We start from the raw sequence: 12,906 nt of genomic DNA, 5'->3' as shown, positions 1-12,906 counted from the left end.
CTCGACTGTCGTGGTGTATTCGCGTTGTCCGGCCATCTCGTGCGCCGTTCGTATTTCACGTGGAGCCTACACACCATGAACGCTGTGACTGATAAATCCTTTTCCGACTACCTCGTCGCCGACATGTCGCTGGCTGGCTGGGGCCGCCGCGAACTGGCCATCGCCGAAACCGAAATGCCCGGCCTGATGGCCATCCGCGAGGAATTCGCAGCATCGCAGCCGCTCAAGGGCGCGCGCATCGCCGGCAGCCTGCACATGACCATCCAGACCGGCGTGCTGATCGAAACGCTGGTGGCCCTTGGCGCCGAAGTGCGCTGGGCTTCGTGCAACATCTTCTCCACGCAGGACCACGCCGCCGCCGCCATCGCCGCGTCCGGCACCCCGGTCTTCGCCGTCAAGGGCGAGACGCTGGAAGAGTACTGGCAGTACACCCACAAGATCTTCGAATGGCCCAATGGCCAGAACGCCAACATGATCCTCGACGACGGCGGCGATGCCACGTTGATGCTGCATCTGGGCACCAAGGCTGAAAAGGACATCTCGGTCCTGGCCAACCCGGGCAGCGACGAAGAGCGCATCCTGTTCGCCGCCATCAAGGAAACCCTGAAGCGCGATCCCAAGTGGTACTCGACCCGCCTGGCGCTGATCAAGGGCGTGACCGAAGAAACCACCACCGGCGTGCATCGCCTGTACCAGATGTCGCAAAAGGGCGAGCTGGCCTTTGCCGCCATCAACGTCAACGACTCGGTCACCAAGTCCAAGTTCGACAACCTGTACGGCTGCCGCGAATCGCTGGTTGACGGCATCAAGCGCGCCACCGACGTCATGGTCGCCGGCAAGATCGCGGTTGTGGCCGGCTACGGCGACGTGGGCAAGGGCTGCGCCCAGGCGCTGGTCGCGCTGCGCGCGCAAGTGTGGGTCACCGAAATCGACCCGATCTGCGCCCTGCAGGCCGCCATGGAAGGCTTCAAGGTCGTCACGATGGAAGAAGCCGCCGCCCACGGCGACATCTTCGTCACCGCCACCGGCAACTACCATGTGATCACGCGTGAGCACATGAACGCCATGAAAGACCAGGCCATCGTCTGCAACATCGGCCACTTCGACAACGAAATCGACGTCGCTGCCCTGGCCGATTGCCAGTGGGAAGAGATCAAGCCGCAGGTCGACCACGTCATCTTCCCGGACGGCAAGCGCATCATCCTGCTGGCGCAGGGCCGTCTCGTGAACCTGGGCTGCGCCACCGGCCACCCCTCGTTCGTGATGTCGTCCTCGTTCGCCAACCAGACGATCGCCCAGATCGAACTGTTCACGCGCAACGACGCCTACAAGTCCGGCGAAGTCTACGTGCTGCCCAAGCACCTGGACGAGAAGGTCGCCCGCCTGCATCTGAAGAAGCTGGGTGTCAAGCTGACGACCCTGCGCAAGGACCAAGCCGACTACATCAGCGTGCCGGTCGAAGGCCCCTACAAGCCCAACCACTACCGCTATTGATGGATGTAGCACAATAGGAAAATTCCGCGCCATGTCGGCGCGGGTTTTCCGGTCTGCGGGTCACGCCCGTCGCCGCCCGGCGCCGACGGGTCCGCGGAGCGTCAATACAGGAGTTCGAACATGGTGACACTGATACTCGTCTGGATCCTGAACGCAGTGGCCTTGCTGGCCGTTGCCTACCTGCTGCCCGGCATCACGGTGGCCAGTTTCGGTTCGGCGCTGATCGCCGCGCTGGTGCTGGGTCTGGTGAACATGCTGGTCAAGCCGGTCCTGGTGCTGCTGACGCTGCCCATCACGATCGTTACCCTTGGGCTCTTCCTCATCGTCATCAACGCCTTGCTGTTCTGGTTCGTGGGCTCCGTGCTCAAGGGCTTCCAGGTCAACGGGTTCTGGTGGGCCGTGGGCGGCGCCATCCTCTACAGCATCATTTCCGGTCTCCTGACCAAGCTGATCCCGTAGAGGTAGAGGGCCCCCCCGAGCGCTGCGCGCTTCCCCCAGGGGCGTGCCTGCGGACCGGCGGAGCCGGATCCGCGGCACCCCGCGGGTGGGGCACCTGCTGAATGCGGCGCATGGCGCCATAAAAATACTGATATGTCCGAATCGAACTCTCCTGCTTTTAGTCTGGAATTCTTTCCTCCGCGTGATCTGGCCGGCCAAGAGCGTCTGGTGCGTGCGGCCAAGCAGATGCTGGCCATCCAGCCCAAGTACGTCAGCGTGACGTTCGGCGCGGGCGGTTCCACGCGCGCCGGCACGGCCGACGCGGTGCGCACGCTGCGCAATCTGGGCTGCGATGCGGCGCCGCACTTGTCGTGCGTGGGCGCGTCGCGCCAGGATCTGCGCGACATCCTGCAGGCCTACAAGAACGAGGGCGTGCGGCGCGTGGTGGCCCTGCGCGGCGACCTGCCGTCGGGCATGGGCGGCGACGCGGGCGAACTGCGCTACGCCAATGAACTGGTGTCGTTCATCCGCGAAGAAACCGGCGACTGGTTCCACATCGAAGTGGCCGCCTATCCCGAAATGCACCCCCAGGCCGCCAATCCGTCGGCCGACGTGGACCATTTCGTGACCAAGGTGAAGGCCGGCGCCGATGCCGCCATCACGCAGTATTTCTTCAACGCCGACGCCTATTTCGACTTCGTCGACCGCGCCCGCGCCAAGGGCGTGAACGTGCCGATCGTGCCGGGCATCATGCCCATCACGAACCACACGCAGCTGCTGCGGTTCTCGGAAATGTGCGGCGCCGAAGTGCCGCGCTGGATCCGCCTGCGCCTGGCCGAATTCGGCGACGACAAGGCCTCCATCCGCGCGTTTGGCGTGGATGTGGTGACCGAGCTGTGCCAGACCCTGCTGGACAACGGCGCGCCCGGCGTGCACTTCTACACGCTGAACAGTTCTGAAGCGCCGCTGGCGATCTGGAAGGAACTTACGGTGTAAAGCTTCAAAGGCAGCGGGCTCGCGGCCCGTGCAAGGCAGAAAGGCCGGCGATATCCGCCGGCCTTTTTTGTTGGCGCGCGCTGTCCGCGCCAGAGACCGGGTCACCGTAGGGCGCCCCGCACGCATCAATCCGCGTACACACCCGCCTTCCGAATCACCCCGCCCCACTTGTCTACTTCAGACTTCAGCCACGTCTGCAGACCCTCGGGCGTCTGCTTGGCCTCGGGCACGATTTCGGCGCCCAGTTCGGCCATCTTCTGCGTGAATGCCGGGTCCTTCAGCGCGGTGCGCAGCGCGGCGTTGAACTTGTCGATCGCCTCGGGCGGGGTGCCCTTCGGCGCATAGACGCCGTGCCACACCTTCACCTCGAAGTCCTTCAGGCCGCCTTCCTTCAGCGTGGGGGCGTCCGGGAGCGCCTTGATGCGGTCCAGCGTGGTGACGCCGTACAGCTTGACGCGTTCGGCCTTGATCTGCGGGATGGTCTGCGTTGTCTGGTCGCACAGCACGTCCACCTGTCCGCCCAGCAGCGCGGTCATGGCCGGCGCGGTGCCCGCGTAGGGGACCGTCGTGAACTGCACGCCCAGCGACTCCTGCAGCAGCATGCCGCACAGCTGCGACACGGCGCCCAAGCCGGCGTTGGCCAGGTTGATCTTGTTGCCGTTCTCCTTGGCGTACTTGATGAAGTTGGCCATGCCGTCGGCCGGCAGGTCCTTTCGGCCAAGCAGGGTCATGGGCACGTCGGCAACCTGGCCGACATACGAGAAGTCGGTCAGCGGATTGAACGACAGCTTGCGGTACAGCGCCGGAGCCGTCGCCATGCCGTTGTGGTGGATCAGGAAGGTGTAGCCGTCGGGTGCGGCGCGCGCCACGTGTTGCGAGGCCAGCGTGCCGCCGGCGCCGGTGCGGTTTTCGATGACGATGCTCTGGCCCAGCGTCTTGGCCATGGAGGCGCCCAGGCTGCGGGCCACGACGTCGGTGGGACCGCCCGCGGCAAACGGCACGACCAGCGAAATCGGGTGATTCGGGTAGGTTCCCTGCGCGCCGGCATTGCCAAAGGCCAGGCACGACAGGGCCAGCATGGGCCAGGCTGCACGCTTGAGGGCGCGCGCGTATCGGTGGGACATGTCTCGCTCCTTGTAGTCTCTTGGCCCGCGATGCCGCGCATGGCGGGCAGGCATCGGCAGTGTGGCGCGACAAGGGCGAGGTTGGGAATTCGCGGTTTCGCAAGCCGGGCTTCGGCGCGCGGAAAGGAGGGTTTACGTGGACTTGCCGGCAGAAGCGCTAAAAAGCGTGCGTGTAGTGCCTCGGATGGGCTGGATCTTGCCTGGGCCCGGGCTGGTGCGAACCGCGCGCACGGGTTCCAGACCGGGCCCGCGCCGGGCCATCACGGCTCCGGAATGTTTTCCCTGAAGATCACCTGCAGCCGCGGCAGGTAGCTGGGTTCCGGTGCGCCCTTCACGGCCGCCACCAGGAGCTTCACGATCTCCCGTGCCTCGACGCGCGGATTCTGGTCGATCACGGCGTCCATCGTGCGATCGAGCAGCAGGCGGCGCGTGGCTTCGGTGAGGTCGTGGCCGACGAAGACGATGCGAGGGGCGGAGGACGCCTTGTCCGGGCGGGCCGCGTTCGGCCGGGCCGCGACCGGCCGGGCCGCGTCCGGCCACGCGTCGGCCGCCCACGCCTCGGCCGGCCGCGCCTCCTTCAGCGCCCGCGCGATGCCCTGATTGCCCGCGCCGATGTTGTAGATCGCGTGCGGCGGGTCTGTGCGCAGCAGATCCTGCGTGACGGCAAAGGCGCGGTCGCGGTCGTCGCCGATCTCGAGCGTGTGGGCGATGCGCAGGTGCGGAAACTCTTCGCTCAGCAGCGAGCGAAAGCCCATCTCGCGCTCTTCGTGGCCGCGATAGGCCAATGACCCCACGAACACCGCGACCTTGCGTTCGGTGTGCTGCGGCAGAAATCGGCCCAGCAACAGCGCGGCCAGGCGGCCTGCGGCGCGGTTATCGATGCCCACGTACCCCAGGCGCGCCGAGATCGGAATGTCCGACACCAGGGTGCTCACGTGCACGCCGCTGTCGCGCAGCGCCATGATGGCGTCGCGCACCTGAGGATGGTCCAGCCCGACCAGGCCAACCGCCTGCGTCTGCTCGCGCAGCTCGTAGAGCTTTTTCGCGAGCTTGTTGGCGTCGAATCCCTCGATCAGATGCAGGCGGGCCTGCACGTCGGGGCGGGCGGCGGCTTCTTCGAGCAGGTGCCGGCCCAGCGCGGTCATGAAGCTGTTGGTGCCGGCGGGCAAGACGAAATCGACCCGCACGTCCTGACTGGCGACCTCGGCGCCCGGGACGAAGTAGCCCAGGCGATTGGCAATCGCTAGCACGCGGTCGCGCGTCTTGCCGCGCACGCCGTCCCGGTCGTTCAGGACCCGGTCCACCGTGGCGGTGGACATGCCGGCTTCACGGGCAATGAGGGAAATGGTGGGGCGCATGGGGTATCAGGCTCTCAATACACCATCAGGACGATGGCAGCGCGGCCATCATAAGCCATCATTTGCAATCATTCGAGATCAAAAAGGTAACGCCGCGGCCCTATGAGCGCCCACCGTCTTTACCCCTGATTGTTTTGATGTGAATATCGCGGCTCAATACATCAAACACAGCACGGCAGGATGCCAGGCAGTCGACAGTGCATACCAGGCCGGCAGGAGGAGCACATGTCGAACCCTACCTTGGTGCCCGACCCCCCCGTCCGCGAACGGCGCTTTCGCATCGGCTGCATCGGCGCCGGCATGATCATGGCCGAGTGCCATCTGGCGGCCTATCAGCAGGCCGGCTTCACCGTGGCGGCGATCGCGTCACGCACCCGCAGCAAAGCGGCCGCGGTTGCTGAACGCTATGGCATCCCGTGTGTGCATGACGACCCCCTGGCCCTGATCGCGGATCCGCAGATCGAGATCGTGGACATCGCGTATCCGCCCGACCAGCAGCCCGCGCTGATCCGCGCCGCATTGCGCGCCCCGCACGTGCGCGGCGTGCTGGCGCAGAAGCCCCTCGCGCTGTCGCTGGATGAAGCCCGCGCCCTGCGCGACGAGGCCCGGGCCGCCGGCAAGATCCTGTCGGTGAACCAGAACATGCGCTACGACCAGTCGATGCGCACGCTCAAGCAGCTGCTCGACCAGGGCGTGCTGGGCACGCCGGTGTTTGCGCAGATAGACATGCACGCAATCCCGCACTGGCAGGATTTCCTGCGCGGCTACGACCGTCTGACGCTCTCGAACATGAGCGTGCATCACCTCGATGCCCTGCGCTATCTGTTTGGCGAGCCCACCGAGATCACCAGCATCACCCGTCCCGATCCGCGCACCGAGTTCGCGCATCAGGATGGGCTGGTGAGCACCACGCTGCGCTTTGGCAACGGCCTGCTCGCGCTGTCGCTCGAAGACGTGTGGTCGGGTCCGCGGGCCGAGGGATACCCCGACGACCAGCACATCCGCTGGCGCGTGGAAGGCACCGAGGGCGTCGCGCGCGGCACCATCGGCTGGCCCACCGGCGAGCCGTCGACCCTGAGCTACGCCTCGCGCGCGGCCAATGGCCATACCGACGGGCGTTGGGTGACGCCCACGTGGGACACGATGTGGTTTCCGCATGCCTTCATCGGCGTGATGGAGCAGTTGCAGTACGCGCTGGCCAGCGGCACCGAGCCTGCGTTGAGCGTGACCGACAACGTACGCACGATGGCGCTGGTCGAGGCCGCGTACACGTCCATCGCCGAAGGCCGCACGGTACGGCTGCCGGCTGTTGAATAACCAGACAGAAAAACAGACGGAGACAACCATCATGATCCAGACCGGAATCTTCTCGGGCTACTTTCCCTATGAGCTGGAGCGCACCGCCAAGGTGATCCGCTCGCACGGCTTCAACACCGTGCAGCTGGACCTGCATTTCAAGGATATGGAGCTGGGCCCGGGGCAACTGACCGCGCAGAAATGCACGCAGATCCGCGACACCTTCCGCAACTACAACCTGCCGGTGTCCTGCATCTCGGCCTACACCAACATCGTGCATCCCGATCCCGCCGAGCGCCAACGCCGCAACGGTTATCTGAAAGAGATCCTCACGCACGCACGCCAGTTGGGCTCGCCTTACGTGATCTCGGAAACCGGCACGTTCGACACAGAAAGCGACTGGGTGCATCACCCCAAGAACAAGACCGAGGAAGGCTGGGACCAGTGCCGCGCGGTGATCGCCGAGCTGTCGCAGCATGCCTACGACCATGGGGCGGTGTTCCTGCTGGAGACCTACGTGAACAACGTAGTGGGATCGGTCGAGGAAACGCTGCGCATGTTCGCCGAAGTAGACCACCCGGGCCTGGGCCTTCTGATGGACCCGACGAACTTCTTCGAAGCGCACAACATTGACCAGATGGACCGCACGCTCAATCAGGTTTTTGACGCGCTCTCCGACAAGATCTGCATCGCGCATGCCAAGGACGTGAAGCGTTCGGGCGATGACAAGTCGGAAAAGCACAGCGACATCGGTGACGACAGCGCGGCGGAAAGCCATACGTTCCGTGGGGTAGGGGAGATCGAGTTGCCGGCGCCGGGCCTGGGCGCGCTCAATTACGACCTGTACCTGCAGCGCCTGGCCAAGAAGCACCCCAACATTCCCATCATCATCGAACACCTGACCGAAGACGACGTGCCGCGCGCCAAGCAATTCCTCGACGAGCGGCTGCGCGCGAACGGTCTGTAGGCCGGCGCCCCAAGCAGCACCGGCGCGCCGCGAAGCCATCAACGAACAGCGTCCGCGGCGCGCCTCTTGAACACGATTCCGAACACCGACACCGGTGGACGCGCGCCCGCGCATCCGCCAGGGAGAACTCATGCCTGACATTTACGGAACCTGGATGACGCGCCGCGACGTAGAGGCGCGCACCGGACAGCTTGCGCAGTTTGCCGGCGTACGCCTGATGACGCTGGACGACGGGCTGGAGCGCGGTATCCGCATGCTGGAGTTCCGCAGCGGCACGGGCCTGCGTTTTACGGTGCTGGTGGATCGGGCGATGGACATCGCCGACTGCGAATATCGCGGTATGGCCATGGGATGGCAATCGCCGTCGGGCTTTCGCCATCCCGGCCTGCATGACTACGAAGGCGAGGGCGGATTGGGCTGGATGCGCTCGTTCTCGGGCCTCATGATCACCTGCGGGCTGGACCACATCCTGTTCATGTACGACGCACCGGCCGACAACTATGTGTACGGCCCGCGCAAGACGGCCAAGCAATCCATCCATGGCCGCGTCGGCACCATTCCCGCGCGGCTGACGGGTTACGGCGAACGCTGGGATGGCGATCGCTGCGTGCTGTGGGCCGAAGGCGTGGTGAGCCAGGGCACCGTGTTCGGCGAGCATCTCGAGCTGCACCGCCGCATCGAGATCGAGGTGGGCACCAACGACATCAGGCTGTCGGACCGTGTCGTGAATCGCGGCTTCTACCGCACGCCGCACATGCTCTGCTATCACATCAACCTGGGCTATCCGGTTCTGGATGCAGACTCGCGCTATCTGGCGCCGATCCGCGAGGTGGTGTGGGCCGCGCACGAGCAGGACTACCGCAAGCAGGGCGTGGGCTACCGCCGCATGCCGGCGCCGCAGCTGGGCTTTCATGAGCAGGTGTGGCAGCACGAGATGGCGGCCGCGGCCGACGGCAGCGTGCCGGTCGCCCTGGTGAACGATGCGTTGGGCCTGGGCATGCAGGTCAGCACCTACAAGCATCAATTCCCCTGCCAGTACCAATGGCAGAACCTGCAATCCGGCCAGTATGCAATGGGCATCGAGCCCTCCACCAACCATGTGCTGGGCCAGGGCGCGGCGCGCGAGCGCAACGAGCTCATCTGGCTCGAGCATGGCGACGAGCGCCGCTACGACACCACGTTCAGCGTGCTGGGCTCGGCCGCCGACATCGCGGCCTGCGAAGCTCGTATCCGCGCAATCGCGGTGCAGCCCGAGACCGACTATCCGCCGTTGTCGGGACGCTTTACGCCCATCGCGGGGCGCACGTGAGCGCGCGCTTCTCGTTGCAAGGCCGCCGCGTGCTGTACACGGGCGCCGCGGGCGGCTTTGGCGTGGACACCACGATTGCGCTGCTGGAAGCGGGCGCACGTGTGATTGCGCTGGACAACCACGCCGGGCATATCGATCGCTTGCGCAGCACCGTGCCGGCACAGTTGGCCGGCCAGCTTCAGATCCTGCAGGCCGACCTTGCCGACGCCAGCGCGCTGCAATCGCACCTTGAGCGGCTGACGGCCGAGGGCACGATCGACGTGGTCATCAATAACGCGGCCATCTATCCGTCGCGCCCGTTCGAGGAATACAGCGATGCCGAGCTGGCGCGCGTGCACCGTGTCAACGTGGAGGCCGCCGTGCAGATCGTGCGCGCGGCACTGCCGGGCATGCGCGAACAGCAGTGGGGCCGCGTGATCAACATCTCGTCGATCACCCTATCGGGCGGTTGGGAAAACCTGCTGCCCTACGTGCAGTCCAAGGGCGCGATGGTAGGGGCCACGCGCGCCTTCGCCCGCGAGTTCGGCAAGTGGGGCATCACGGTCAACGCCATTTCGCCGGGCGCCTTTCCGACCGACGCCGAGAAAATCCATCCCGATCCCGAGGGCTACAACCGGATGGTGCTCGAACGCCAATCGGTCAAGCGCCGGGGGCACGCCGGCGACATCGCCGCGGCCATCTTGTTCCTGGCCTCGGACGAGGCGGGTTTCATTTCCGGACAGACGCTGGCGGTGGACGGCGGCTGGGTCATGCACTGAGGCGCATCGGCGCCACGCAAAGGGTAGAAGCAATGAGCATTCTTTCTGGCTACAAGGTTCTGGACTGCTCCATCGCCATGGCGGGGCCGTTCGCGGCGCAGCGCCTGGGCGACCTGGGCGCCGACGTGATCAAGATCGAGCCGCCCACCGGCGAATGGCAGCGGCACGCGCCCGCCGGCGGCATCACGGGCAACAAGATCAACGTGTCGTTTCTTTCGCTGAACCGCAACAAGCGTTCGCTGGCGATCGATCTGAAGAGCGCCGGCGGCAAGGAGATCATCCAGAAGCTCGCGGCGCAGGCCGATGTGTTCATCCAGAACTATCGGCCTGGTGTGGCCGGCCGCCTGGGCGTGGATTACGAGACCCTGTCGGCCCTGAACCCGCGCCTGATTTATGTATCGATGTCGGGCTTCGGCGAAGACGGTCCCTATGCCACGCGCCCCGGGCAGGATCTGCTGTTGCAGGCGATGTCTGGCGCGATGCTGTCGTCGGGCCAGGCCGGCGAAGCGCCGCGTGCGGCGGGCCAGTATGTGGTCGACGCCGTCACCGCGTACTGCGCCTTCGAAGGCGTACTGGCCGCGCTGCTGCACCGCGAGCGCACCGGCGAGGGCCAGAAGGTCGAGGTCAACATGCTGGATGCGATCACCACGATCCAGATGCAGGAGCTCTCGGTGTTTACCGTGGGGCACAAGCCGCAGGTGCGCAGCGCCGAGCCGCATGCCCACGTGTACATCCGCGCGCCCTATGGCACCTTCGCGACGACGGACGGCTATCTGGCGCTGGCCATGCCCGACATGAAGGTGCTGGCGCGCGTGACCGAAGAGCCGCGCCTGGCGGCGTACACCGAACGCGACGGTTGGGAGAAGCGCGACGAGATCTACGCGCTGGTGCGCGATACGCTGGCCAAGGCTTCGACCGCCGACTGGTTCGCCAAACTGGATGCCGCCGGCATCTGGTGCAGCCCCGTGTATGGCTATGCCGATCTGGTCGACGATCCGCAGATCGCGCACAACGGCACGTTCGTCGAATACGACCATCCGACCGAAGGCCGGATCAAGACGCCGGGCTTTCCGATCCGCTTCTCCAAGACGCCGAGCCAGGTGGTGCGCGGTGCGCCGCTCACCGGTCAGCACACCGACGAAGTGCTTCGTGATTTTGGCTTCAGCGACAACGAGATCGCCGCACATGCGGCCTCGGGCGCGGTGTTGCGTGGAGCCTCGGAATGAGCCAGCTACCCTATCGTGGCCTGACCTGGGATCACCCGCGCGGCTTCAATGCGCTGCACGCGGCGACCGCCCACACGCCGCTGGTGCACTGGGACAAGCAGTCGCTCGAGGGGTTCGAGTCGGCGCCGATTGCCGAGCTCTGCGCCCGCTATGACCTGGTGGTGCTGGATCATCCGCATCTGGGCGAAGCCCTGGCGCACGATTGCCTGCAGCCGCTGGACACCGTGTTCGCGCCCGACGAGCTGGCGCGGATCGCACGCGACAGCATCGGACTGTCGTACGACAGCTATCGCATGGCCGACCGTCAATGGGCGCTGCCGCTGGACGCTGCGACGCAGGTGATGGCCACGCGCGCGGATCGGCTCGACGGCCCCGCGCCGCGCACATGGGATGAGGTAATGACGCTGTCGCAACGCAGCGGCTCCGTCGCGCTCAGCTGGGGGGGACCGCATCCGTTTCTGTCGCTGCTGTCGATCGCCGCCGCCATCGCGCCCGACACCGACCTGCGGCCGCACGGCGCCTGGCACGACGAAGCGACGCTCGCCGGCGCGTGCGATGTGCTCACTGAGCTGGCGCGGCGCACGCCCGCGCACGCCCTGGCGTACAACCCGATCGCCTTGCTTGGTCACATGAGCGCGCGCGACGACATCACGCTCTGCCCGCTGGTCTATGGCTACGTGAATTACGCCACCGCCGCCGTCGCCAAGCCGCTCACGTTCCGTGACGCGCCCCAGGCCGACGCTGGCCGGCCCGGGTCGATCCTGGGCGGCACCGGCATTGCGATATCGCGGCGCTGCATCGTGGGACCAGAGCTACGCGCGCATCTGTTGTGGTTGCTGGCAGCCGAGACCCAAAGCCGCTTCATCCCGCAGCATGACGGACAGCCCAGCCATCGGGGCAGCTGGGCCGATGCAAACGTGAATGCGGCGAGCGGCAACTTCTACGCCAATACGGCCCGCACGCTGGAAGCGGCCTCGATCCGGCCGCGGCACGACGGCTACATCGCCTTTCAGAGCGAGGCCTCGCAGTTCCTGCGCGATGGCGTCGCCGCCGGCGCATCGTCCCATGCATTGGCGCGCGGCCTGACCGAGCGTTTCGAGGCCAGCCTGGCCGCCACCCCAAGCACTCCGCAATAAGGATGTCGACGTGAGCGCACTCGTCAATCTCAGTATCGATGGCCATGTCGCCATCATCGAACTCAACCGCCCAGAGAAGCTGAACGCGATGACGCCCGAGATGGCCGATTTGCTGATTGCGGCGGTGGAGCAATGCAATACCGACGCGCAGGTGCGCGCGGTGATCCTGACCGGTGCGGGTCCCAAGGCCTTCTGCGCCGGCTCGGACATCACCGAGCTGGACCGCTACGCGACGCCCTGGGATTTTCGCAACCGGCTCGACTACTGCGACTGCGTGCGCATGTTGAAAAAGCCCACGGTGGCCGCGATCAACGGCTACACGTTCGGCGGCGGCCTGGAGATGGCATTGGCCTGCGATATCCGCATCGCCGCCGACAACGCGCGCCTGGGCGCGCCAGAGATCAAGCTGGGCTGGATCGGCGGCGGCGGCATGACGGCGCAGCTTGTCCATGCGATCGGCCCGAGCAACGCCGCACTGATGGTGCTGACCGGCGACCCCATCCGCGCCGAGCAGGCGCTGGCCTGGGGCCTGGTGAGCGAGGTGGTGCCGCAAGAACAACTGCGCGAGCGCGCGCAGGCGCTCGCCGCCACCATCGCCTCGCGCGCGCCCATCGCGGCCGAGACGGCCCGCGTCAATCTGCGCGCCGCGCTGTCGATGCCGCTGGAGAAGGCCGTGGAGTACGAGCGCGATCTGCAGGCGATCTGCTTTGCCACGGCCGACGCCAAGGAAGGCCGCAAGGCGTTTGAAGAAAAGCGCGCGCCGAAGTTCGAGCGGCGCTGATGTGTCGGAGTCGTTGAACGGTG

12 protein-coding genes are annotated in these 12,906 nt (G+C 66.0%); 10 read left to right on the top strand and 2 right to left on the bottom strand.

The annotated features are described in order from the left end of the window. Positions 1-75 precede the first annotated feature (75 nt). From ahcY to metF, 3 genes are all read left to right on the top strand, one after another. Positions 76-1,494 (top strand): adenosylhomocysteinase, encoded by a 1,419-nt coding sequence (ahcY, locus tag AB3147_RS27115; protein ID WP_175124937.1) that lies wholly within the window; start codon positions 76-78, stop codon positions 1,492-1,494. A gap of 123 nt (positions 1,495-1,617) precedes the next feature. Beyond that, positions 1,618-1,953, top strand: a complete 336-nt coding sequence (locus AB3147_RS27110; protein WP_056327402.1) for a phage holin family protein — start codon at positions 1,618-1,620, stop codon at positions 1,951-1,953. A 132-nt stretch (positions 1,954-2,085) separates the two neighbouring features. Continuing rightward, positions 2,086-2,928 (top strand): methylenetetrahydrofolate reductase [NAD(P)H], encoded by an 843-nt coding sequence (gene metF, locus AB3147_RS27105; protein WP_367353437.1) that lies wholly within the window; start codon positions 2,086-2,088, stop codon positions 2,926-2,928. 125 nt (positions 2,929-3,053) lie between these two features. On the opposite strand, the gene AB3147_RS27100 is transcribed toward metF, so the two are convergent. Continuing rightward, positions 3,054-4,052: a tripartite tricarboxylate transporter substrate-binding protein gene (locus tag AB3147_RS27100; RefSeq protein ID WP_367353436.1), complete on the bottom strand. Its 999-nt coding sequence runs from the start codon at positions 4,050-4,052 to the stop codon at positions 3,054-3,056. 260 nt (positions 4,053-4,312) lie between these two features. Then, positions 4,313-5,410 (bottom strand): LacI family DNA-binding transcriptional regulator, encoded by a 1,098-nt coding sequence (locus AB3147_RS27095; protein WP_367353435.1) that lies wholly within the window; start codon positions 5,408-5,410, stop codon positions 4,313-4,315. A 225-nt stretch (positions 5,411-5,635) separates the two neighbouring features. Here AB3147_RS27095 and AB3147_RS27090 point away from each other — a divergent pair, with 225 nt between their 5' ends. From AB3147_RS27090 to AB3147_RS27060, 7 genes are all read left to right on the top strand, one after another. Further along, entirely contained in the window at positions 5,636-6,727 is a 1,092-nt protein-coding gene (locus AB3147_RS27090) for a Gfo/Idh/MocA family protein (protein ID WP_367353434.1), read from the top strand. A gap of 31 nt (positions 6,728-6,758) precedes the next feature. Then, positions 6,759-7,673, top strand: a complete 915-nt coding sequence (locus tag AB3147_RS27085; protein WP_175124945.1) for a sugar phosphate isomerase/epimerase family protein — start codon at positions 6,759-6,761, stop codon at positions 7,671-7,673. Positions 7,674-7,803: 130 nt separating this feature from the next. After that, positions 7,804-8,982 carry an aldose 1-epimerase family protein gene (locus tag AB3147_RS27080; protein ID WP_367353433.1) on the top strand — a complete coding sequence of 393 codons (1,179 nt, stop codon included), beginning with the start codon at positions 7,804-7,806 and terminating at the stop codon, positions 8,980-8,982. Next, complete coding sequence (locus AB3147_RS27075) at positions 8,979-9,740, top strand: SDR family NAD(P)-dependent oxidoreductase (protein WP_175124947.1); 762 nt, start codon at positions 8,979-8,981, stop codon at positions 9,738-9,740. The genes AB3147_RS27080 and AB3147_RS27075 overlap by 4 nt, the downstream gene beginning before the upstream one ends. Before the next feature lie 32 nt (positions 9,741-9,772). After that, positions 9,773-10,966, top strand: coding sequence for a CaiB/BaiF CoA transferase family protein (locus AB3147_RS27070; RefSeq protein WP_367353432.1), 1,194 nt, complete (start codon positions 9,773-9,775; stop codon positions 10,964-10,966). Continuing rightward, positions 10,963-12,102, top strand: a complete 1,140-nt coding sequence (locus tag AB3147_RS27065; RefSeq protein ID WP_367353431.1) for a type 2 periplasmic-binding domain-containing protein — start codon at positions 10,963-10,965, stop codon at positions 12,100-12,102. Before AB3147_RS27070 ends, AB3147_RS27065 begins: the two co-directional genes overlap by 4 nt. A 10-nt stretch (positions 12,103-12,112) precedes the next feature. Then, positions 12,113-12,883: an enoyl-CoA hydratase/isomerase family protein gene (locus AB3147_RS27060; RefSeq protein WP_128829573.1), complete on the top strand. Its 771-nt coding sequence runs from the start codon at positions 12,113-12,115 to the stop codon at positions 12,881-12,883. The last annotated feature ends 23 nt before the right edge of the window (positions 12,884-12,906 follow it).

It is taken from the genome of Achromobacter animicus (assembly GCF_040775605.1).
In the GTDB taxonomy this organism is placed as follows: domain Bacteria; phylum Pseudomonadota; class Gammaproteobacteria; order Burkholderiales; family Burkholderiaceae_B; genus Achromobacter; species Achromobacter animicus.
The sequence above is the reverse complement of the archived record's forward strand: the minus strand, read 5'-3'. Positions and strand labels throughout refer to the sequence as shown.